The organism is Methylobacter svalbardensis, from assembly GCF_037671525.1.
GTDB classification, from domain to species: domain Bacteria; phylum Pseudomonadota; class Gammaproteobacteria; order Methylococcales; family Methylomonadaceae; genus Methylobacter_A; species Methylobacter_A svalbardensis.
Window position 1 is genome coordinate 1 of sequence record NZ_JAWPOH010000035.1, and the last position, 23,411, is coordinate 23,411.

The 23,411-nt window shown below is 44.5% G+C and carries 15 protein-coding genes and 2 pseudogenes; 8 read left to right on the forward strand and 9 right to left on the reverse strand.

Annotation, left to right across the window (positions count from 1 at the left end):
- Together RW114_RS13375 and RW114_RS13380 are read left to right on the forward strand one after the other, a co-directional pair.
- Positions 1-185 (forward strand): annotated as a pseudogene (locus RW114_RS13375) (IS701 family transposase); the annotation flags it as partial.
- A gap of 243 nt (positions 186-428) precedes the next feature.
- A pseudogene (locus RW114_RS13380) lies at positions 429-1,711 on the forward strand (ISKra4 family transposase).
- Positions 1,712-1,927: 216 nt separating this feature from the next.
- Here the strand turns inward: RW114_RS13380 and RW114_RS13385 are convergent.
- Positions 1,928-2,383, reverse strand: coding sequence for a very short patch repair endonuclease (locus tag RW114_RS13385; protein WP_340123257.1), 456 nt, complete (start codon positions 2,381-2,383; stop codon positions 1,928-1,930).
- 59 nt (positions 2,384-2,442) lie between these two features.
- On the opposite strand from RW114_RS13385, the gene RW114_RS13390 reads away from it, so the two are divergent.
- Complete coding sequence (locus RW114_RS13390; RefSeq protein WP_340123258.1) at positions 2,443-3,954, forward strand: DNA cytosine methyltransferase; 1,512 nt, start codon at positions 2,443-2,445, stop codon at positions 3,952-3,954.
- A gap of 87 nt (positions 3,955-4,041) precedes the next feature.
- Here the strand turns inward: RW114_RS13390 and RW114_RS13395 are convergent, their stop codons facing one another.
- The 5 genes from RW114_RS13395 to htpG form a co-directional block, all read right to left on the reverse strand.
- The gene (locus RW114_RS13395; RefSeq protein WP_340123259.1) at positions 4,042-5,850 is read right to left on the reverse strand and encodes an AIPR family protein; all 1,809 of its coding nucleotides are present in this window, start codon (positions 5,848-5,850) and stop codon (positions 4,042-4,044) included.
- Positions 5,847-6,818, reverse strand: a complete 972-nt coding sequence (locus RW114_RS13400; protein ID WP_340123260.1) for a PD-(D/E)XK motif protein — start codon at positions 6,816-6,818, stop codon at positions 5,847-5,849. Before RW114_RS13400 ends, RW114_RS13395 begins: the two co-directional genes overlap by 4 nt.
- Positions 6,811-9,507 carry a Z1 domain-containing protein gene (locus RW114_RS13405; RefSeq protein WP_340123261.1) on the reverse strand — a complete coding sequence of 899 codons (2,697 nt, stop codon included), beginning with the start codon at positions 9,505-9,507 and terminating at the stop codon, positions 6,811-6,813. Before RW114_RS13405 ends, RW114_RS13400 begins: the two co-directional genes overlap by 8 nt.
- Entirely contained in the window at positions 9,500-11,005 is a 1,506-nt protein-coding gene (locus RW114_RS13410) for an ATP-binding protein (RefSeq protein ID WP_340123262.1), read from the reverse strand. The genes RW114_RS13405 and RW114_RS13410 overlap by 8 nt, the downstream gene beginning before the upstream one ends.
- A 325-nt stretch (positions 11,006-11,330) precedes the next feature.
- A complete protein-coding gene (gene htpG / locus RW114_RS13415) occupies positions 11,331-13,265 on the reverse strand; it encodes a molecular chaperone HtpG (RefSeq protein ID WP_340123263.1) in 1,935 nt (644 codons plus the stop codon).
- Between the two features lie 94 nt (positions 13,266-13,359).
- On the opposite strand from htpG, the gene RW114_RS13420 reads away from it, so the two are divergent.
- Together RW114_RS13420 and RW114_RS13425 are read left to right on the forward strand one after the other, a co-directional pair.
- Positions 13,360-14,982, forward strand: coding sequence for a response regulator (locus RW114_RS13420; RefSeq protein ID WP_340123264.1), 1,623 nt, complete (start codon positions 13,360-13,362; stop codon positions 14,980-14,982).
- 9 nt (positions 14,983-14,991) lie between these two features.
- Positions 14,992-15,678, forward strand: a complete 687-nt coding sequence (locus tag RW114_RS13425) for a sensor histidine kinase (protein ID WP_340123265.1) — start codon at positions 14,992-14,994, stop codon at positions 15,676-15,678.
- Between the two features lie 120 nt (positions 15,679-15,798).
- Here RW114_RS13425 and holA read toward each other — a convergent pair whose 3' ends face one another.
- The 3 genes from holA to leuS all read right to left on the reverse strand — a co-directional run bounded on the left by holA (position 15,799) and on the right by leuS (position 20,060).
- A complete protein-coding gene (holA, locus tag RW114_RS13430; RefSeq protein ID WP_340123266.1) occupies positions 15,799-16,812 on the reverse strand; it encodes a DNA polymerase III subunit delta in 1,014 nt (337 codons plus the stop codon).
- A 1-nt stretch (position 16,813) separates the two neighbouring features.
- Complete coding sequence (locus RW114_RS13435; RefSeq protein WP_340123267.1) at positions 16,814-17,311, reverse strand: LPS-assembly lipoprotein LptE; 498 nt, start codon at positions 17,309-17,311, stop codon at positions 16,814-16,816.
- A 151-nt stretch (positions 17,312-17,462) separates the two neighbouring features.
- Positions 17,463-20,060, reverse strand: a complete 2,598-nt coding sequence (gene leuS, locus RW114_RS13440; RefSeq protein WP_340123268.1) for a leucine--tRNA ligase — start codon at positions 20,058-20,060, stop codon at positions 17,463-17,465.
- An 84-nt stretch (positions 20,061-20,144) separates the two neighbouring features.
- On the opposite strand from leuS, the gene RW114_RS13445 reads away from it, so the two are divergent.
- From RW114_RS13445 to lnt, 3 genes are all read left to right on the forward strand, one after another.
- Positions 20,145-20,630, forward strand: a complete 486-nt coding sequence (locus RW114_RS13445) for a zinc ribbon-containing protein (RefSeq protein ID WP_340123269.1) — start codon at positions 20,145-20,147, stop codon at positions 20,628-20,630.
- A gap of 58 nt (positions 20,631-20,688) precedes the next feature.
- Entirely contained in the window at positions 20,689-21,471 is a 783-nt protein-coding gene (locus RW114_RS13450) for a ParA family protein (protein WP_340123270.1), read from the forward strand.
- Between the two features lie 302 nt (positions 21,472-21,773).
- The gene (gene lnt, locus RW114_RS13455) at positions 21,774-23,345 is read left to right on the forward strand and encodes an apolipoprotein N-acyltransferase (protein WP_340123271.1); all 1,572 of its coding nucleotides are present in this window, start codon (positions 21,774-21,776) and stop codon (positions 23,343-23,345) included.
- Positions 23,346-23,411: the final 66 nt, after the last annotated feature.

A 23,411-nucleotide genomic window follows, 5' to 3' on the forward strand; every position in this document is an offset into this window, starting at 1 on the left:
CAAAGTCACCAACCCGTACGGTCACTACTCAGAACAACCATGTCTTCATGTCGATCTATGCGGTGTTCAAGCTGGAATGTCTGAAGATAAAATACAAGGCCAATCATTTTGCGCTAAGAACTAAGCTATTTATCAAAGCGAACCAGATAGCTTATGAAGAGTTGCAAAAATTACTGGCTGCGTAACATCAGTTAATAAATGATATTGCCATGCCCGCCAACAATCGTTTGCTTGTTTTACAAAACAATTGAGAGCGGGGTAATGGCACATATAATGGGACCAACAAAACCATCACGCAAAAAAAAGGCCGGATATTCTCCGGCCTTTTTAGTTTTTTAACGCTTAGTGTAACAGGCCGGGTGCTGATTTTTTATAATGTCAGAAATTAAGATAAACTATTAGCCTTTCAAACATAACGGTGAAAACCCATGGCAGAAATCGTAGCACGCAACGGCAATGAATTAACCCTCCAAGTCACCCTAAAACTGACCGGCAGTTTACTGGACATGGAAAATACCATATTGGGATAGCTGCAATGAAATGGGTTGCTTAGCAACAGCATAAGCTTTGCAACGATTTGATACCGATGGCAGCCCGATAAAATTGGGCGACACCAAGATGACCGCCCGAAGCAAAGACAATAAAACGTACCAGACGCCTTATGGCAGTGTGGATGTAGAACGGTATATTTATCAAAGCTCAAAAGGCGGCAGGATTTATTGCCCGCTGGAACAGCATGCACGAATCATCCGCAGTGCAACGCCGAAGTTCGCGCAACAAATATCTCATAAATATGCCAACATGAATGCGCCCTCGGTCTGCCAGGATTTGGCAGACAATCATCATCGCAAAATTGCTCATTCCTACCTGCAAGACGTGAGCGATTGTGTCGGAGCATTGCCCAAGCCAAAGAAGAAGTGTGAGAATATACGACACCTGCTCTTGACGAGGCCATTACCATGGTCGTGGTGAGTCTTGATGGCGCTTACGTATTAATGCGTGATGAGGGCTTTGAGAAGCCATGGTGGGTAATATTTCGCTTTACGCGGTGACCGGCGAACGTCTGCATACCATTTATATGGGTGAAGCCCCGGAATACGGAAAGGGTACTTTTTTCAGCGCCTGGAAAAAGAAATTGCCACGGTCAAAAAACACTACCCGACGCCCTCTATTTAGGTATTGCCGATGGGGCAAAAAATAACGGGTCATTCTTAGAGCAACATACACCCAGCGTCAATTACTGGACTTTTTTCACGTCACTGAGTACCTGGCCACCTTCTCTTACGCCGCCTACCCAGGAAAAACCGACAAACCCAAGCGCAGCCTTTGGCTGGATGAGCGCTGTAAACAGCTCAAACGTACACCGGGTGCCGTCGAAGCACTGATCAGCGAAATGGAAACATTGAGCAAAAAAAATAGCCTGAGCAAAACGGTCAAAGAAGACTTGCAGGCCGCGCTAACTTATTTTAACCATCATCGGCAGATGATGGCTTATGCCGAGTATGTAGAAAAAAACTTGCCCATTGGCTCAGGTGTCACCGAAGCCGCCTGCAAAACGCTGGTCAAGCAACGGTTTTGTGGTTCGGGGATGCGCTGGAAAGATAAAGGCGCTAAAGTGATTTTATCTTTACGCGCCTTGGTTCAGTCCAAAGGAAGATGGCAACAGTTTTGGGATAAGATTGACCAATACGGTTCTCTTGTTTGTGCATAATTAACATTATTTTGAATCAGCACTCTATCTACGTCCATCCAACAATGCAAGATACGATCAATATTAACTGACGGTTCGCTCATTTTTTTTAAAGTTCAATAGATTCAGTGAGTTCCAATGGGGGAATGTGTTGTTTTTTAGCAAAACATACAAAATTAACCATTAATAATCATATGGTTATAAAAATGACCGAACCGAGGGTATTAAAGTCCACAATCAGAACTTACCCTGTATATTACGGTCAGTACCCTCATACACTATCCAGTAAGCAATTGAATCAAGAATGGATTCCAATGGTAATTTTGTTTTTCCTTTAAGAGCACACTCCCATATAATCAACGTTTTCCAGCCAGCACCTGAATAATACTTGAGATTTTCTTGGTCGCGCTTGGTATTTGAAAGTATTTTTTCTTTCCAGAACTCTTTTCTCGTAGAAGGCCATTTGAAAAGATGACAGTTATGTGCATGCCAGAAGCATCCATTGATCAAGATTAATGCCTTGTATTTTGGAAGCATGACATCCGGCTTTCCGGGCAATTTTGTACTGTATAATCTGAATCTGAACCCACGAGCATGAAGGCCTTTGCGAATAACGATTTCCGGTTTTGTATTTTTTCCCCGAATACCTGACATCATTCGGGAACGAGCTACTTTATCTACAATATCTGTCATTCTGTTAAAACCTGGTATGATGCTTAACCTGGAAAATAATAAATCTGAAAATAAATAATATGGAGAATTATATACCTGTCCTCGACCTGTTTGCCGGGCCAGGAGGGCTTGCTGAAGGAACGTCGGCTTTTATCGCACCAGATGGAAAAAAACCATTTGATATAACTCTTTCTGTTGAAAAGGAAAGTAGCGCGTGGAGAACTCTGCGATTACGTGCTTTCACTCGTCAGTTTAAAGACGGACTTCCGTCAGAATACTATGGATACATTGCTGGCAAATTAGGTAATATCCCTGAAGACGAGTTGTTTAAAATATTTCCGATACAGGCCGAGCAAGCTAATAAAGAAACTCTGCAATTTACACTTGGCGATGATTGCAATCTGGATTTAGATGCTCAAATTAAAGAAAAACTTAAAAAGTCAAAAAACTGGGTGTTAATTGGCGGCCCTCCATGCCAGGCTTACTCACTTGTTGGCAGAGCCAGAAACAAGGGCAACAGCGAATATAAAGCAGAAGATGATCACCGGCATTTTCTATACAAGGAATATTTGAGAATTATCAAAAATTTCCAGCCTGCCATTTTCGTCATGGAAAATGTAAAAGGGATACTTTCATCCAGTATTAACGGCGATCTTATTTTTCATCATATACTTGATGATCTGGAGCAGGCCGGTTATAAGATTTATTCACTGGTTAAAACACGACAACCTGACTCAAGACCAGATCCTCATGATTTCATTATCTGTTCGGAACAATACGGTATTCCGCAGGAAAGGCACCGTGTCATTGTTCTTGGCGTCAGACATGACATTAAAAGGGAGCCGGAACTTCTGAAGCCAAAAAACAAAGTGACTGTAGAGCAGTCAATAGGCGATCTGCCCCAACTCCGTAGCAGGCTCTCAAAACATCGAAAAGATGATACCAATAAAAAATGGGTTTCTGTTATTCACGAAGAGATCCAACCTGTTCTGGATTCAATCAATGATCAGGCTGTCATAACAAGGATTCAGGAAACGCTGAAGTTCATAGAGACTAAGCTTAACAAAGAAAAATATTTTCTGAAGTCAGGCAATAGTTCGCATCAAAAAATGCCAACTGACACGCTTAACTGGTATCGTGATGATAATATGCATGGCGTGATCAATCATGAAGCGAGATGGCATATGGATAGCGATCTGGCTCGCTATCTGTATTGCTCTATTTATGCTCAGGTTTATTCACAGCAGGATATGCGGTCTTCTCCAAAACTGCATGATTTCCCTCACACACTTTTGCCCGCTCATAAGAATGTAAAGTCTGGCAAATTCGTGGATCGCTTTAAAGTTCAGGAAAAACACTTGCCAGCATCAACTATTACCAGTCATCTGTCAAAGGATGGTCATTACTTTATTCATTATGATCCTGCACAGTGTAGAAGCCTGACGGTGCGTGAGGCGGCAAGATTGCAAACATTCCCGGATAACTATTTTTTCGAGGGAACACGAACACAACAGTATGTCCAGGTTGGCAATGCCGTGCCTCCACTATTGGCTCAACAGATTGCAGGGATTATTTATAAACTGCTGGCATGAGTTTCTGTTCGGCGACAATTACCCTATCCGTTGATGCGCATCCAAAGCCAAATTCCTTGCTTTATCTTTTTCCTGCGTTGATATGACTTAATCAACTTCCTGTTTGGAAGTTTGTTGAGATGGATCTATCAGCTCAGACAGTATTTTAGTATCCAGAGCATAGTCAATTTGTTGCACATTAACCCAGCATTGTGTTTTTTTACACCATTCAGTAACGTTTGTTATGCCTTCAGGTGTATTCTGAATACAATCGTTGACAGCTCTGGCAATACCAAGAAGATGTTTTTGAGTGGCCTCTGTTAATTGTTGTCGTTTCCAGATAAGCGACAAATCCAAGTGTTTTCCTGTAACAGTAACAAGTTCTGAGAACTTGGCTATTGAATAGGCAATAATATTTGCCTTATAGCCTCCATACCATGACTGTTTCATGAGTGACCTGTCAAGAAAACGGAAAACAAGTGCTTTCGCAATTATTTCTTTAAAATAAAATTCATTGAACATTGGTTCATTGTCCACCCAGCCTTTTGATATTTCAGAAGCAAACTTCGCAAAATTCTTTTGTGCACCAAGACTGACAATATGCGGTTGTTTTTCCCATGCATAATGGAACTTGGCTAAATCAGTTTTTGAAAACATTTGTATCCTGGGATTCTGCGTCAAAAACTCTTTTTTCTGAGCGTTGGTCAGATTTGCCTGAGCATTGGCGTATTGTCCTCTGGTGCGCTCGTAGTACCAATGGCTTTCCCTAAGTCCACCTTCGAATGATGGCGCCCAAAGTCGCCGTGAAAATTCTTCTATTTTCAGATGAAAAGGATGATTGGAGGAAAAATCAGCAGCATTGACTTTATTCTGGGTATTAGCATATTCAGAGATTTTGGGAACAACTTGTTCCAACTGTTCTGATGGAACTATTGTCAGTTTCATCTGCACGTAAACATGTTCCAGATTGGCCTTTGATTTTATTAATGCAGTATAAAGGGAGGCTGTGGTTTGCCCACCATTCACTATTTGAAGATTTTTTATCAGTTTAATTCTTTCACTCCCGTTTTCACTATCAGTTTCTACTGCTTCGGCAGTAGCAGTAATGCCGTTGTTATAGGCAAAAAACATTCGGGGTTCATTGATAATTGTATTTCGCATTCCTTTATTTACATTCCCTCGAAATTGAAGAAATGTGCGCACATTCTGTTCCAGAAGCCGCTCTCCATGTTTTTCATACAAGCCTGCCATTAATTCACCGGGTATAGCTAACAAATAAGACTGAAAAGTTCCTGATCCAGTGAAGGCAGGAAGACATGGTAAGCTTTTTCCAAATTCGTGCTCAAAGTCGATAATGATGGATTCCTTGCCAGTGCCTGATGTTTCAATCCTGTAAAGACGTTCCATATCCCATATGTCGAAGGAACATTTAAATCCCTTAAGCTTACTTTCCTTTAGTGATTGAAGGCGGCTACTTAACAAGGCGTTAGTAAGGATAATGATGCGTACTTTAGTAATATCTGCCTGTATTTTGAAAATTCCTCTTGCCAGAGACCAGGCAGGATCGCTTTCTTCGAGGCTTGAATAAAATTTCTGATCCAGCGATTGTTCAAAAAACTTGGCCGCACGTTTAAAAACCTTATCTGCGCCCGTCTGTGTAAGGGTTTCAAGCTGTTCACGAAACTCGGATACGATGAGCGTTAAATTTCCATTGTCTGCTATGTATTCCCAGGCATCCAGTTTTAGTCCTTTCGTCTCTTTTTTGTAACTAACTAATGTGGGTTCTTCGAGAACAGCTTGCTCTACAAGAAAATCGCACATGCGCTCAACAAATACAGGCTCATTAAACTGGCTTCCCGCTTCTGCCCGCGCATAAATATCCTGCATAAAATCATGAAAAAACTCTTCGTGCGTCATGCTATTCGCATCCAGTCTGGAGTAGCAATAAAGGGTTCACAATCCAGAAGATTGATGTCATAGGTTAATCTGTCAATTCCGGGGACAAGATCACTCGGGCATATTCTTGGAAAACCTGGCTCGACAGAAAACATCTGTTCTGTGGAAAGAAGATAACTGTATTCATTGTATTCATCCAAATCTATATAGCCCGTCTGATATATCAGATTGTTGAATCGCTCCAGGGCTGAAGGTGTAGCTGCTTCCAGTTCATGTCGAATCTGACGGATAAGAGTTGGAAGGTTTACTACATTTTCTGCATCAGCATCTGTTTTTCCCAATGTGACAACATACAGATACATTTTTGATAGTTGAGTGCATAACTGCTCAGCAGATGAAATATGAACAGTCGGTGATGTGGTTCCCAGTTGGCACTTGACTTCAACAGCACAATTTTCAATATTGAAGTCCTGTGGCGTATCTTCAGGCCCCTGCCAGAATTGTATAGCCTGGCCCATTCCAAATGAAGGTGCCAGATGTTTAACAATAAAGAGAAGCTCACCAATCAAGCCTTTTATTTCTTTTTCAGACAATAGCTCTGAGCGGGATTTTTGTAAAAACTCCTGCCACCGCTTTAATCGTCTCAGAATAATTCTGGTGGCTTGACTGTTTTTATCAATTTCGCGAGTAGAGGCAATAATGTCGTTGCATAAAGATGAAAAAATCTGCCAGTCTTTCTTGTCCTTCAGAATTAAAAGCAGCATATAGTTACCGCTATGATGCTGATCAGGAGTCAGTAACCGAACTTCAATGCCATTTAATAAGGGGAATTTGTCAGGAAGGCTGTCAGGCGAGATAAATTCATAGATAAAAAGAAATCGTCCATAAGGGTCTCGCGCCCAGAACAGGTTTAGTGGATGGGTGTGATCCACCCTTCTTGAAAAAACATCGTGTGCGGGTATGCTGATTTCTTCCCAGGGGTTATTCATCAATATCATCCGCTTCATCTTCATCCAACAGGTCTGCGTAGTTGTTGCTCCACCAGACAGTATTAACAACATATTCAACCAGTTTTTTTGCTCTACGGCTTACAGCTTCTCCTGGAAAACTGATACCGTATGCAATTACTCCCTCAGGAAATAGGATGTCGCCATCTTTTCGGCAATCCAGCACATGAAGCATAAGCAAAGGTTTTGTTCTTTTTTCTCGATAAATGCTTCCCGAAAGGCTCTTTCCAGGATTATTTTTCCGAAATTCCATTTCAGCTGATTCAATTTTTTCCTCTTCTAGCCCTGCTTTTTCATGGCTAGCAGACCCAATTCTTCGTTTATTCAATTCGATTCCATTGCCCAAACGACTGTCAGAAACTGTTCTCAGCTGAGCTACAACATGCAGTCTATCTTTAATGTCAACTTCCAACGTACCCTTTTTAGGTGAAGGACTAATGAGAAAAACATCCCATTTATCAATGCCCTTGCTTTCCAACCATTTAGCATAGTCTATTAGTGGTCTTCGTTCTGTAACTTGTGATCCGGGATGATTAATAAACGATTCAAGAAAGTCTTTAATATTTGAAACAGGAATATTTTTATATAAAAAACCTGGCTGAAAATTGGTTTCAGGAACAGTGCCTGATATTTTTTCAATTAATTGCTCCAGTGCCTTGCGATTATTAATAATTACATCGCGGGATTTTAATAAAACTGATGTTTCAACCAATCTTCCTTCAAGGCTAATCTGGCGAATAACAGAACGACCTGAGCGCATTTTGTTACTGGCAGTAACAATAAGTGTTTCTGGGTGGCTGCGCACACATAAACCAAAGTCTTTAGGAGTCATTTTTGCTTTTTCCATGCGACTGAATTCTTCTCTTAACTCTTCTGTCACACTGGATATGTGGGCGTACCATGAACAGGCTTCCTCAGTCATGTAAATCCTGCAAAGCTTTTCAAAGTCAGTTCGGTATCCAAACCAGCGTCCCATTTGCATCAATGTGTCATACATGATCGAACTTCTGAGAAAATAACTGACCGTCAGACCTTCAAATGTCAATCCTCTGGACAAACTTAATCCGCCAACAGCAATCACATTTCTTCCGTTCGGATAGTCTCGTCTGCTGTAATCAAGTGGAGTTGAATTTTTAGATGTGTTTATCTCAATAACACTAATAGGTGACACTGCATTTTTAAGTTCTTTCTGAATAGAATTCCATGAAAATTCTGTTTCGCTAAATTCTTTATCCCATGTGGTCTTAAGGCTTAACAAGCTGGTGTTTTTCAACGCATCAATTTGAGGCAGTGCGTAGTGATTCGTTATTGCATCGCGTAATTCCGTCAAATAGTCATGAATCAGTAATTTTACATATGACTGAATAGCGGTGAATCGGCTGATGTTCACCAGCATTGAATTGTGACTATTTTGTTGTTTTCTCAGATTTCTGGCGGCTTTTACCAGTATAAAGACTCGAATCGCTTCTTTAAGACTGGCAGGAAGGATTTCAGGAAACTCATTTATCTTGTGTTTTAGAGGCAAAATGTCTTCATAGTCATTAACTTCCCTGACGATTTTAAGATCACCATCTTCCTCAAATATCCGTTTGGCTCCTACATAGTTTGAAGGTGCATCAAGGCTGATGATAAAGTCTCTAGGAAACAAATCCTCATCATTAAGCATTTCATCTTCACTATCGGGGGCTATGAAAATATTAGCAAAAGGGGTGGCTGTATAACCCAGATAGGAACTTTGCTCAAACAAGCTCAGTAATTCACGGATTCTGCTATTTGTTGCTGTCGGGTCTTCATCTGCTTTTCGAGTATTAACCGAGGCGTGATCAGCTTCATCATCAATCAACAGCATCGGAAACCCGTGCAGATCGGAATTATTATTTCTCAACCATTCAATCAGATTTTTGAGAGTCGAGACATTTTTTTTCAAAACCAGTATGACGGGTTCATTGAAATGACCAATCCTGGTTCCCAATTGGGTAGCAATTTTTTTATTAAAATCCTGTGTACTTGTTGTCAAAGATACTGGCGCACGCATTGCAGAATCAAACTTGCCAACACCCACAAGTTTTTCTTTCTGTCCTGTTGCGTCAAGTTGTCGCGCACTATCCAGTCCAACAAATCCTTCATCTATACGCTCCTGCGTCTGGTTTCTAAGCGTTTTTAACAATCCCGCCAGGACAATGATGACCTTATAACCAGAATCAGCCGCTTTACAAATAACACCCGTGTAATTTGCGGTTTTACCCGATTGCACATGCCCTACGACCAATCCTTTTCTTTTCCATTGCCCCTGTTTTTTCGGGTTTTCCAAATGATCAATAATTTTGTCAGTTACTATATCCAGTTGGCTGATAACATTTGGCGCAAACTTTTTGTCAGGCAGTAATCTTTTATATCTTTTCCAGTAATACCAGTCTATATCACCGCGATTGGTAGCCAGCCATTCGGAATAATTCTCCCCTTCCAGTATGCTTCCTATGCCCATGCTTATATCAAAGCGTGTTTCGAGTTTTTTTGCTATTTTTAGAATATCATCTTCTTTTATTTTTCCAGCATACTGGGGCAACGCGGCAATTGTGTTCACCATCGTAATTATTACTTTCCGTTCTGTTACACCACCTCCCAGAAGGGTTGCGACCGCATCTTCAATTCTTTCAAGATCGTTACTCATGGGAATATCCTTTTTCTTTTAGCATATTTTTAATTTCTTCAGGGTAAGTAGCAAAGGGGTCGATTGAGAGTAGCCGTTCCGCCATTTCATTATCAGAAATACCGCTTGCAAGCATCGGAGCAATGAATCTATCCAGAAGAAGGAAAAAATATTCAATGTCAAAAACTGGCTTTTCCAATTCTTCGGGTTTCTTGGCTACGTCACTATAAAATAGTTCGGCTGGAAAGCAACTTTCCAGCATTAGAAGCACATCCTTTAACTGTTCCCGCTGCTCTGATTGTAATTGTTCTTCAAGCTGCGTTATCAGAGGATGAGTTTTGTTAATTCCATAAATGATCTTTCCTGCTGTGGCAGTTCTATTCCATGCAGGTATTTTTACCGAATCCCTCAGGCGTTTACCTTTCTGCTTATAAACCTGCTTTCCCTGATCCTGTATATCATGAATTATCTGTTTAAGCTGTTTTCTGATGCTTTCAGGAGGAGAGGCGTTAGCTTTTTTAACATCAATTTTCCACAAATGATCCAGCGTGTTGGGTATATCAATTCGGACACGAAGTAATTTAGTCAGCTCTTCTTTGGGTATCAGCCGAAACCAGGTGCTTTTGATAATCAGGCGACGGTTGCGATAAACATAAAATCCCTGATTCTGAAGATAACTTGCATCACCCGCATATTTTTCATACTCTTCTCGAGATACCTTGTTGTAATGAGGTAATACATAGGGCTGTATGGTTATCTGTTCATTATGCAGATAAATTTTTTGCTCGGGAAGTTCTCTGGTTGCAAGGTTCGAAGGATTAAAAGGATTGAATGCCTCAAGAAAATCACCATTAATCGAAATACGCAGACTTTTTTTTCCTCGCGAAGAAGAAAGAAAACGATGAAATGTTAATTCGATATGTTTCCTTGCCTCATTAATCAGGCTATTCAATTTTTTCTCACCCATCCCGGATTCATCAAAATTGTCCAGCCGATCCAGCTTTCGCCACAGAATGATCGTGCCGCTCTCCTTGGACATAAAGTCATCAATGATTGAACCGATTTCAGTGATACCCTTAATTTCCTCATCACTCAGGATATGCAAGTTCCAGCCACTATCTGGCTTTTCTGTAATGGTATCCAGATCCCATTTTCTGGCTGATGTTTGCTGTTGTTTTCGTGTGATAACCGTCAGTTGCCTGCATTGGGAAAATGACGCAGTTTTCAAACCTAGGCCAAATCGGCCCAAGTCTCTCATATGTCTTGTATTTAGAGGATTACTGCTGCCCAATCTCATGGCGCTGGTTACTTCATCAGACGACATTCCTGAGCCATCATCAATAATAGCTAACCAGGGTTCTCCCGTATTCCACGCAAAGCGAAGATGTATTGAAGATGCGCCAGAGGTAATACTGTTGTCCATGATGTCAGCAATTGCTGTTTCCATGGAATAACCGATTTCTCTAAGCGATTCTACAAGAGAAATTGGGGTCGGCTGTATATTTAAGTATTCAGACATGTTTACAAATTCGAAGAAAATAAAACTGACATATTTTTTATACCCATATAACCCACTTTTCGCTATTCAATATAACACATTGTTATTAAAGCATAATATTCCGTGTGCGACATGGTTTTTAAAAGATAATATCCTTGAAATTCAATAAAGTACATTCAGGAAGAGCGAATAGCTGGATATTATGTCTGACAGATTTTATGTGTACAGCAGGTATATTGAAAGAGTGGTTCCGCTAGTGATCAAGTCCCGCACAATACATCTACCGCCAAAACCATCACGCAAAAAAAAGGCCGGATATTCTCCGGCCTTTTTAGTTTTTTAACGCTTAGTGCAGCAAGCCCTGCAATAATCCGTTCAATTTATGCACAAAAGCCGCAGGATCATCCAGTTGTCCGCCTTCACTGAGGATGGCTTGATCAAACAGGATATGGGTCAGATCGGCAAAACGCGCATCATCTTGCTCTTCTTTCATACGAACCACTAAAGGGTGGGTCGGGTTAAGCTCGAAGATCGGCTTTTGGCCCATGCCCATGCCAAAACCTTGTCCGGCATCCTTCATGATTCTTTCCATATTCAGGCTCATGCCGTAGACATCGGCAACCAGACAGGCAGGCGATTCGGTCAAGCGATGGCTCAAGCGCACTTCGCTGACTTTATCGGCCAGCACGTCTTTAATCTGTTTGAGTACCGCTTCAAAGTCCTTATTCACTTCTTCCTGGGCCGCTTTGTCTTCTTCGGCATCCAAAACACCCAAGTCCAGATCGCCTTTAGCGACAGACTGTAGATGCTTGTCGTCAAATTCATCCAGATTAGACACCAGCCATTCGTCGATACGATCCGATAACAATAGGACTTCAATGCCTTTCTTGCGGAAGATTTCCAGATGCGGGCTGTTTTTTGCCGCCGAGAAACTGTCTGCGGTGACATAATAGATCTTGTCCTGGCCTTCTTTCATCCGACTAACATAAGTTTCCAGCGAAACTTCCTGTTTGTCGGTATCAGCATGGGTTGAAGCAAAACGCAGCAATTTGGCGATGCGCGCTTTATTGCCATGATCTTCAATCGGGCCTTCTTTGATAACTTGACCAAACTGAGCCCAGAAAGTCTCGTATTTTTCCGGCTCGGTCTTGGCCAGGTCTTCCAGCATACCCAGCACTTTTTTAACCGCGCCCGATTTGATGGTGCTGATCTGCTTGCTTTGCTGCAGAATTTCTCTCGATACGTTCAGCGGCAGGGAGTTGGCATCGATAATCCCTCTGATAAAGCGCAGGTAGCGCGGCATTAACTGCTCGGCATCGTCGGTAATAAACACTTTGCGTATGTACAGCTTTACGCCGTGTTTGGTGTCTCTGTCCCACATATCAAACGGCGCACGTGACGGCACATAAAGCAGCAGGGTGTATTCATTGGAACCTTCGACTTTGCTGTGCACATGGGTTAACGGGTCCTGAAAATCGTGCCCTACATGCTTGTAAAATTCGTTATACGCCTCATCGGAGATCTCCTGACGGGCTTTGGTCCATAAGGCCGATGCCGAGTTAACGGTCTCTTCGACGATTTCTACCGGCTTTTCCTCTTCCTCGCCTTCTTCAGTCCCCATAGACGGCATGACTTCTTTGTCCATCACGATAGGCAAGGAAATATGATCGGAGAATTTTCTGACGATAGAGCGGATGCGATAGCCGTCCAGGAATTCGCTTTCGGACTCTTTCATATGCAGAACGATTTCGGTGCCGCGCTGGGATTTTTCTACGGACTCCAACGTGTAATCGCCTTCGCCAGCCGATTCCCAGCGTACGCCGTCGCTGTTGTCGGCACCGGCCTTGCGGGTGGTTAAGGTTACTTTATCGGCAACGATAAACGCCGAGTAAAAACCCACGCCGAACTGGCCGATCAATTCGCTGTCTTTGGCCTGGTCGCCGGTTAAGGCCTGAAAAAACTGTTTGGTGCCTGATTTGGCAATGGTGCCGATATGTTCCTGAACTTCGGCCCGGGTCATGCCGATACCGTTATCGATAACGGTAATGGTGCGTTTTTCTTTGTCGTATTCCAGACGAATTTTCAGCTCGCTATCGCCCTCATACAAGCCATCATTGGACAGCGCCTCAAAGCGCAGTTTGTCTGCCGCATCCGACGCATTGGAAATCAGTTCCCGTAAGAAGATTTCCTTGTTGCTGTATAATGAATGGATCATTAAATGCAGCAGGTGTTTTACTTCAGTTTCAAAGCCTAAGGTTTCTTTTTTTGCTTCAACAGTCATTTTTACTAATCCTGATTAATTATAAGATTAACGCCGATGTGGGGACGCATTGGGTTTTTTCAAGCCCAAAATATAAGGTTAAGGTTTACCCCTTATGGCAATCAACCTTGCTTCAAAAAAAATATTGGTCGTTGACGATCAAGCGATCATGCGCGAAACCTTTAAACATATATTAGGTTCATTTGGCGCCCGATTTATTGTTGAGGCGGAATCCGGTATCAGCGCAATAACGGCTATGCGAATAGACCGGTTTGATATTGTGCTCTGCGATTACAATCTGCTCAGGGGGAAAAACGGCCAGCAGGTTCTTGAAGAGGCCAAATATCTTAAGTTGTTACCGGTTCATGCCATCTTTATCATGGTCACATGCGAACAAAGCCAGCAGATGGTGCTTAGCGCCATCGACAACAAACCCGATGACTATCTGATTAAACCTTTTAACCCACAGCAATTATTAAGCCGCATTCAAAGATGCCATGCCCGCAAGCAATATTTGGCCGGCATAGAAAATGAAATGGACAACGGCAATCTTTACCAGGCCATACAGTGTTGCAAACAGCTGCTCCAACAGAATGATAAAAAAATGCGTTTGCCATTATTAAAACTGCATGCCGAACTGGCTCTTAAGGTTGGCGACTTTAAGACGGCCGAGGCCATTTATCAGGATATCCTGGAAGAAAGAGAACTGCCCTGGGCCAGACTGGGGTTAGGATCTACCGCTTTTTTTCTCGGCTATTATGATCAAGCTGTTAAGACTTTTCAGGCGCTGATCGAACAGCATCCGGTGATGATGGAGGCTTATGATTGGTTGGTAAAAACCTACGAATTGATGGGTAATGATGAGCATGCCGTATCTTCACTTAATTCAGCCGTTACGCTTTCGCCTATGTCCATCTTAAGACAAAAAAAACTGGCCTTGCTGGCTGACAAAACAGAAAACCTGCCTGTTGCAAAAAAAGCTTACACAGCCACCATTAAACTGGGGAAAAACTCCATACACCGTTCATCCGGCGACTATTCGGGCTTGGCCAACATTTACCTGAAAAGTAACGCCGCCAACGAAGCGCTAAAAATATTGTATGAGCTGAATCAGCAGTTTCGTGATGACCCTGAAGCTAAACTGAGGTCGACCCTGTTAGAAATCGAAATTCATCAGGCAAAAGGCAATAAGGCTCTGGCTCAGCAAGCCTACGGAAAAGCATTTAAACTAAACGAGCAGTTTAACAAACAGCTATCCAAAGAATTGCGCCTGGAAATGGCAAAGACTTTTCATCTGAACGGGAACAGCGAGATTTGCGATGAAATCCTTAATGATTTAGTTAAAACCAACATTGATGATAATCTTTTTATCAAAGACATCGTCACCCTATGCGACACCATTATCGGCGGAAACTATGCGGAATCTCTGCTTCAGCAGATAAAAAAAGAATTGGTCGACATCAACAATAAAGGTGTCCGCCTGTTTCAGGAAGGTAACATTAAGGGGGCTCTGGCGATTTTTGAACAAGCCATAGTAAAAATACCTGATAATCACACGATTATTTTAAATATGGTAAAAATCATTATTCATGATCTTAAGACCTCTAAACCTGATCCTGAAAAAATCATCAGCGCCCAGTCCTATATCAACAAGGCCATTCAAGTAGGCATACCTCACAATCAAATCAGCGGCCTTCAGACAGAGCTGGATTCCATTCAATATAGAACCCATCCATAACCCGCCAAAATGTCTAATACGTCTATGCTTGCAATCGGTTTTCCCGCCATTCTGGCCTCTTCAGTACATGATCTAAAGAATTCACTGACGACTCTTCGGGTACTGATCGGTCAGCTGGAAAATACCCACCAGGATCCAAAGCCTACTGAATTTAAGCAATTAGAATTTGAAACCAATCGCATGAACAATAGCCTCATGCAGTTACTGACGCTTTATAAAATTGACTTGTCCCAATTTAATCTGACTATAGACGAGCATAGCGCCGCAGACATAGTGGAGGATGTTGCCGCACAGCAATCTACCTTATTATCCTTAGGCAACATTCAACTCATTACCCAATGCGATGACGACCTGCTTTGTTATTGCGACAACACCCTGATCAGTAACGCCCTCTGTACGCTGGTCAATAATGCACAACGCTATTGCAAAAGTAAAATTCTGCTTTCTGTAAGCCAGGAAGATGATTATATTGTTTTTTGCATAGAAGATGATGGCAAGGGTTATCCTGAAAACCTGATGCCTTCCGATCATAAACAACTCCCCCGGATTGACCTGGCTAATGGCAACACCGGCTTGGGATTGTTTTTTACCGAGACCATTGCACACTTACATGTCAAAGGCAGTAATCGGGGATTTATTGCAACCGACAACCATAGTCAGCTTGGCGGTGCCCGATTTAAACTGTATTTGCCATAGATTAATAAAGACGAAAGGCGAAAAAAACTAAACTTCAAGTTCCATCGCCTTTAGCCTTTAGCCTTTAGCCTTTAGCCTTTAGCCTTTAGCCTTTAGCCTTTAGCCTTTAGCCTTTAGCCTTTAGCCTTTAGCCTTTAACGCAAACATCAGACAAACGGCTAGCAGCGTTTCCCAGGGCTCTCCTTGCTGCTGACCTTTAATCTGCCGATCCGCCTTTGCACTCAACAGCAATATGCTGTTGAGATCACGTTCACCCAACCTGCTCAACGCATCACTAACCAGTTGCTGACGCTTGTCCCAGATTTGGCTGTTTTTAAAGACCTGCGCTTTATTTTGCCCGGAAGATAACGCCCGCTTAATCCTGATTAATACCCGAGCTTCCCGCGTCAAGGCCCACAATACCACCGGAGCCGCAACGCCTTCCGCCTGCAAGCCGGACAATATCTTTAAGATCCGCCCGGCTTTGGCTGCCAGTACGCTGTCCATCAGCTTGAACACATCGAATCTGGAGCTGTCAGCCACCACGTCAAAAATTTGCTGTTTGCTGATGTATCCTTCACCGTATAACACATAAAGCTTTTCTATTTCCTGAGCAGCCGCCAACAGATTGCCTTCAATTCTGGAAGCCAGCATCCTGATGCTTTCTGCTTCAGCCTGTAACCCGCGCCGCTGCATTCTTTGTTGCAACCAGCGCATCAAGTCCTGGCCTTCTAACGGCCAGACCTGAATAACACACCCGGCCTTATCCAAGGCCTGAAACCAGCGCGATTTTAATGAGGCACCGGCCATCTTTGCGGCAGTGATCAGCAGCAGCGTATCTTCCGGCAGGCGTTCACAATAAGCGATTAAAGCCTTAGAACCCTCGGCACCCGGCGTACCGGTGAGCAGCCTTAAATCAATAATTTTCTTATCGGCAAAAATGGATAAAGAACCTGCCGACTCGGTTAAGTCATTCCATAAAAACCCGGTATCCGCAACCAGAACCTCGCGGGTGTCGTAACCTGCTTTTCGTGCCGCCGCCCTGACCGCATCGGCTATCTCGCCCAGCTGCAAAGGCTCATCGCCGCTAATAAAATAAATCGGCGACAAGCCCTTTTGCAAAGCTGCCGCTATCTGTTCAGGCTTGAGCCGCATATTATTTTGCGCCTGCCTCTAATATGACTCTGGCACGATTAACGATGGTATTGACTACCTGCCGATACATTTCATTACGTATCATGGCTTCTTCATTATCTTTGGCAATCATAAATTGCTGATCATTGTAATAATCACGTCTGATGTCAACCGTCTGCCGCGCCATCAACAGCCCATTGTCGGCATTGACCAATTCATAGTCCAGGCGATACCCAAGTTCAAACTCGTTAGACTTGCCTCGGGTACTCAGCGATAAGACGCGCCGATTAAAATCTTCGTTAAATATTTTGATCACAATGCCCGCCCCCTGCCGAGAACTGGCAAGCTGCCCGGAAGATGACTTCATGACCTGCCTAAATTGCTCAAGTAACGGCTCGGACCCGCCCTCTACATAAACATTTTTCATGTTTTCAGGCAATTGAAAAGCGCCCCGCAAATGGTAGCCGCAAGCGGTCAATAACAAAGCTAAACCTAAAACGACTGCTTTTTTTGTTAACACTGGTTTCCCCTTAAATATTTCAATCCACACCCGACCTCATCCATCGAGTGACAACCACCGACGGCTAGAGGTCGGCGGATGAATAGAACAAGATTCAAGGCTAAAGGCGACGGAACCTGAAGTTTAGGTTTTTTCGCCCTTCGCCTTTCGCCTAAACAACAATATTGACCAATTTATTAGGCACTACTATCACCTTCCTAACCGGCTTGTCTTCAATAAAGCGCTTAACATGTTCGTCATTCAGCGCCATTGCCTCTAATTCATCTTTAGTCGCGGCGACCGGAACCTTGATCTTGCTGCGCAATTTACCGTTAACCTGCAGCACCAGCTCCAAAGTGTCCTGCTCCAAAGCCGTGGTATCAACTTCCGGCCATGATGCACTAACTACGGCTTGCTGATGCCCCAAATCCAGCCACAGTTGGTGGCAGATATGCGGCACGATCGGCGACAACATCAACACAATGGCTTCCAACGCTTCCTGCCGGATCGCCTTGGCATTATCGGAGTCATCGACAAATTTGGCCAAGGTGTTGATCAGTTCCATATTTGCGGCAATAACGGTATTGAAGGTATAGCGTCTGCCAAAATCATCGGTCACTTTCTGGATAGTCAGGTGCAGTGCTCGGCGTACTGCCTGCTGCTGTTCGGTTAATGCCTGTTTATCGAGCGGCACCGTAGAACCACCGGTCTCACTATGCTGATAAGCCTGTTTCCAGAGTCGCTTCAGGAATCTGAATGCGCCCTCTACGCCACTGTCTGACCATTCCAGCGATTGCTCCGGGGGAGCTGCAAACATGATAAACAGCCGTACGGTATCGGCGCCGTATTGATCAATCAGGCCTTGCGGATCGACAGTATTGCCCTTGGATTTGGACATTTTGCTGCCGTCTTTCAGCACCATACCTTGGGTCAACAATTTTTTAAACGGCTCGTCACAAACCAGCAAGCCTTCATCGCGCAATAATTTGGTATAAAACCGCGCATACAACAAATGCAAAATAGCATGCTCGATACCGCCGATATAATGATCGACCGGCAACCAGTATTTGGCGCTTTCATCCAGCATAGAATCCGGGTTATTACCGGCAAAGCGCGCGAAATACCAGGACGATTCCATAAAGGTATCGAAGGTGTCGGTTTCCCGGTGCGCAGCTTTGCCGCATGACGGGCAAGCCACATGGGAGAAAGTCGGATGCCCGACCAGCGGCGATTGCGAGCCGTCCAGCACCACATCTTTAGGCAGTTCCACCGGCAGGTCTTGTTCAGGAACAGGAACCGTACCGCAGTCGTCGCAATAAATAACCGGGATCGGCGCACCCCAGTAACGCTGACGGGAAACGCCCCAGTCGCGTAGGCGGAAATTGGTTTTCCGTTGACCTTTGTTGTCTTTTTCTAAGGTTTCTGCGATAGCAACAAAAGCCTGTTCCGAAGTCAATCCGTCAAACGCGCCGGAATTAATTAATATCCCTTTTTTTACAAATGGACTTTCATGGTCTAGCTGCTGACGTAAAAAACTGAATGCTATTTCAGCCTCTCTAGTTGGTGGGTCAATTAAATGATTTTCAATGACTTCAAAAAACTCGATAGGTGTCATTTCACTATAAGTATAAATGCCTGCATTTTCTAAAGCAGCAATTGCTTTTTTCCAATCAGACATTAACTGTTCGCTGATAACTACTCTCTTGATTGGTAACTTATACCTTACAGCGAGATCCCAATCCCGTTCATCATGCATAGGCACGGACATCACAGCGCCTGTGCCGTAACCCATCAACACGAAATTGGTAATCCATACCGGAACGGGTTCACCGGTGATCGGATGCAGCGCTTTAATACCGGAGTCGATCCCGCGTTTTTCCATGGTTTCCATGGCCGCTTCCGAGGTTTCCATCATCTTGCAATCGGCTATGAATGCGCTGATCTCGGCATTGGTTTTCGCGGCTTTTAGCGCCAGCGGATGTTCCGCCGCCACGGCAAGGTAGGTCACCCCCATCAGCGTATCGGGACGCGTGGTGTAGATGCTGACAGGCTCAGAATCAGGCACCGAGAAATTCATCTCCACGCCTTCAGAGCGACCTATCCAGTTAACCTGCATGGTTTTGACCTGTTCCGGCCAGCCATCCAATGCTTCCAGGGAGCTGAGCAATTCATCCGCATAGGCGGTGATTCTTAAAAACCATTGGGCAATTTCTTTGCGCTCTACCGGGGTATCGCAACGCCAGCAGCAGCCGTCGATGACTTGCTCGTTAGCCAGAACGGTTTTATCATGCGGACACCAGTTAACCGGTGCGGTTTTTTTATAAACCAGACCTTTGTTCAACAACTTCAGGAAAAACCATTGCTCCCACTTATAATATTGCGGATCGCAAGTGGCTAATTCGCGCTTCCAGTCATAACCGAAACCCAGCCGTTTGAGCTGGTCGCGCATATAGTCGATGTTGCTGTAAGTCCAGTCGGCAGGATGCACACCGTGCTGCATCGCGGCATTTTCTGCCGGCAGACCGAATGCGTCCCAACCCATAGGCTGCATAACATTTTTGCCCAACATACGCTGATAGCGGCTGATAACGTCGCCAATGGTGTAATTACGAACATGTCCCATGTGTAATTTACCGCTGGGATAAGGGAACATCGCCAAACAATAATACTTAGCTTGTGTCGAGGATTCCGACACATTAAACACGCCTGAAGCTTCCCAGGCGGCCTGTACTTCTTGCTCGATTGCCAACGGCTTATAATTTTCTTGCATCCTTCTCGTCTTTTACCAGTCAAAAGCGTTAGAATACCGTACAGTTACTTAAATCTAAAGCGCCATTTTCAGGAGTTGAATCTTATGAATAAAAACAAACTAGTCGCCGCCTATACCGATTTTATGAAGCATCTCCATGAAACCATGGAAGATACGCTGCATTCTTTTGCCGAAGCGCTGGAAATATCAAAAGAAAAAACTCGCAAAGACAGCAACTTGACCAGCGATGAACTGGACAAGGTTTCAGAGTTTGTTAAACGCGATATTGAACATGCGGCTCAGGGTTTATCAACCGAGGAAGATAAGGAATCGTTGTCCGAGTGGTTTAAATTCGATATTGAATTGATTGAAAACTTCGCTCTGGATGCTTTTTTAAGCCTTGCCGATAAAACCCGCCTGGAACTGGCAAAACTTGAACAATTAGCAAAAGCACACACTTATCACAGCGGCGACATTACCATACCGGGCACTTTTGTCTGTGACGACTGCGGCAAGGAAATTGCGTTTAAAACACCCAGTGAAATCCCTGAATGCCCGCAATGCCATGGCAAAACCTTTATCCGTATTTGATATTAGCGGCCTAAGCCTTATAATGTGAACTTTAACTATTTGATTTAATGGGGATAACATGCGCAGAGTCATTTTCAACCAGAAAGGCGGCGTCGGCAAATCTACTATTACGTGCAATTTAGCCGCCATCAGTGCTGTTGAAGGCAAGCGTACCTTAGTGATCGATCTCGATGTCCAGGGCAATTCAACACAATACCTGCTCGGCAATAAAATCAGCGATAGCGATAAAACGATTGCCCACTTCTTTAAAGATTGCCTGAGTCTGTCCCTGTTTGGCGGCGGCTCATCAGGTTCCGGTCTTGAAAGCGCTATCCATGAGACGCCATTCCCCAACCTGTTTGTGATTCCATCCCACCCCGAACTTGAGCCGTTGCAAGGTCGTTTGGAGTCACGGATGAAAATCTTTAAATTAAAAGAAGCGCTGGAAAAATTGGAGGGCTTCGATGCTATCTATATGGATACCCCGCCTATCCTGAACTTTTACAGCCAGTCCGCCTTAATCGCGGCCGACAAATGCTTAATCCCTTTCGATTGCGACACCTTCGCCCGGGATGCCCTGTATTCGCTGATGCAGGTAGTGGCAGAGATTAAAGCCGACCATAATCAAAATCTTGAGATTGAAGGTATCATCGTCAACCAGTTTCAACGACAGGCTAACCTGCCCCGTCAATTAGTCGAGGAACTTATTGCCGAAGGACTGCCGGTACTGGCTGCAATGATCTCGCCATCGGTCAAGGTCAGGGAATCGCACTCAGAATCAAAACCGCTGGTGCATTATGTGCCCAATCATAAATTGACTGACGAATACCGTGCGTTACATGCGGAGATTCACGGGAGTTGATTTGTGGACGCACCGTCGTTCATCGTTATTCTCCCATGTTCCGCTGATGCCAAAATCCCCAGACAAGGGACAAGAAACCAGGGTAAAGGTTTTTTAAGGACGTTGCAGATAGCTGGAGTGCAGGCTTCGCCTGCAAGCGCAAGCAAAGCTTGCACTCCAGCTGCAATAAGGCCGTGTTCAATAGGTAACGATGGACGCAGACTTACGCCAGAGCGGAGGCGGCCCGTGTATCCTTACCAAAATCGCGGAGCGTCTCTGGCAGCATATTAATCACCGTATAATCACATCACATCCCCAACACCATGAACACCCCCACACCAGCAAACCTTAAACCCTGGCTACTCCCCATCCTGTCCGGCATTCTGATCGGTACCAGTTACATCCCTTTCCCACCCTGGGCCTCTTTATTCTGTTTTGTGCCATTGTGGATTTTCTGGAGTCAGCAAACCCGCTTAAAAAACGTTCTTATTGGCGGCATGATTACCTCATTCGTGTTTACGCTGATCGGCTTTAACTGGGTCACTTACCTGTTACATGAGTTTGCCCATCTGGACTGGCCGGTAGCGGTCATCGGCATGGTGGTCTATGGTTTGATCGCCCACTTGTTTGTGCCGCTGGCCGGTGTACTGTGGTTTTGGGGACAACAAAAATTTAACTGGTCAAAGCGGCTCTCGCTGGGACTGATGGCGCTGATCACCACGCTGTGTGAAGCCTATTCGCTGACCCTGTTCGACTGGAACTTCGGCTACTCCTGGTATGGTTCAAACATTCCCGTTTACCATTGGGCGGAAATAATCGGCTTTAGCGGACTCAGCGCCGCCACCCTGCTGTGCAATCTGCCGCTTTATATTGCCTGGGAAAAGCGCACACAAAACACCGGCAAGATTATCCTAGCCGCTGTCGTTACCGGTTTTGTGCTACTGAATATCGGTGGCCTGTGGCTTAAAAACAGACTGCCGCAACCGGACGCATTATTTAAAACCCTGCTAGTTCAGGCTTATATCGACAACGCAGAAAAACTGGCCGCAGAGTTAGGCCAGGGCTTTGGCAAGGAAATATTCAACCGCTATATCACCCTGACCGATAACGCACTCAAAGCCCATCAAGACGCCAAAATCGACTTCGCCCTGTGGCCTGAAACCGCCTTTCCGGCCTTGCTGGGCGAGCAATTTAAAGCCGACAACTATCCCATAGCGCTGGCGCAGTTTCTTCATCAGCGACAACTGCCGCTGATTACCGGCGCTTATAGCGTCGATGAACCATCCCGCCTGATTACCAACTCCCTGTTTGTATTAAACAAGGATGGCGAGATCGTGCCGCCGCATTACAGCAAATCGATCTTGCTGGCTTTTGGCGAATACATCCCCGGCGAACAATTTTTTCCTGAAATCCGCAACTGGCTGCCGCCCACAGGGCATTTTGCCCGCGGTCACGGCCCGACCAATTTACTGCACTGGAACGGCTATAAAATGGGCGCACAAATATGCTACGAAAGCCTGTTCCCCGGATTCACTCGCTCACTGGCTGAACTTGGCGCACAGTTCATCGTCAATGTCACCAATGATTCCTGGTACGGCACCTGGCAGGAACCCTACCAGCACATGTACATGACCTTGGCTCGCGGCGTAGAATTTCGTCGTCCGGTATTACGTGTCACCAATACCGGTATTTCCACGGTATCGCTGGCATCCGGAGAAATCCTGGAACGCTCGCCGATACATCAAGCTTGGACTGGCTTATACGACGTGCCTTATCTGAAAAACCCGCCAGCCACCTTCTACCAAAAGGGATTCTGGCTGGTGCCGGGTTTATTGTGGGGGACGTTGGTTTTATTATTAGGCATTGGGATTGTAAAGCGCCTGGATAATAATTAAGCCCTGTAGGGTAGATTCGCAGCATGACAATCCACCGCGCGTCGGGCAGGCTGTAATCGGTGTTGT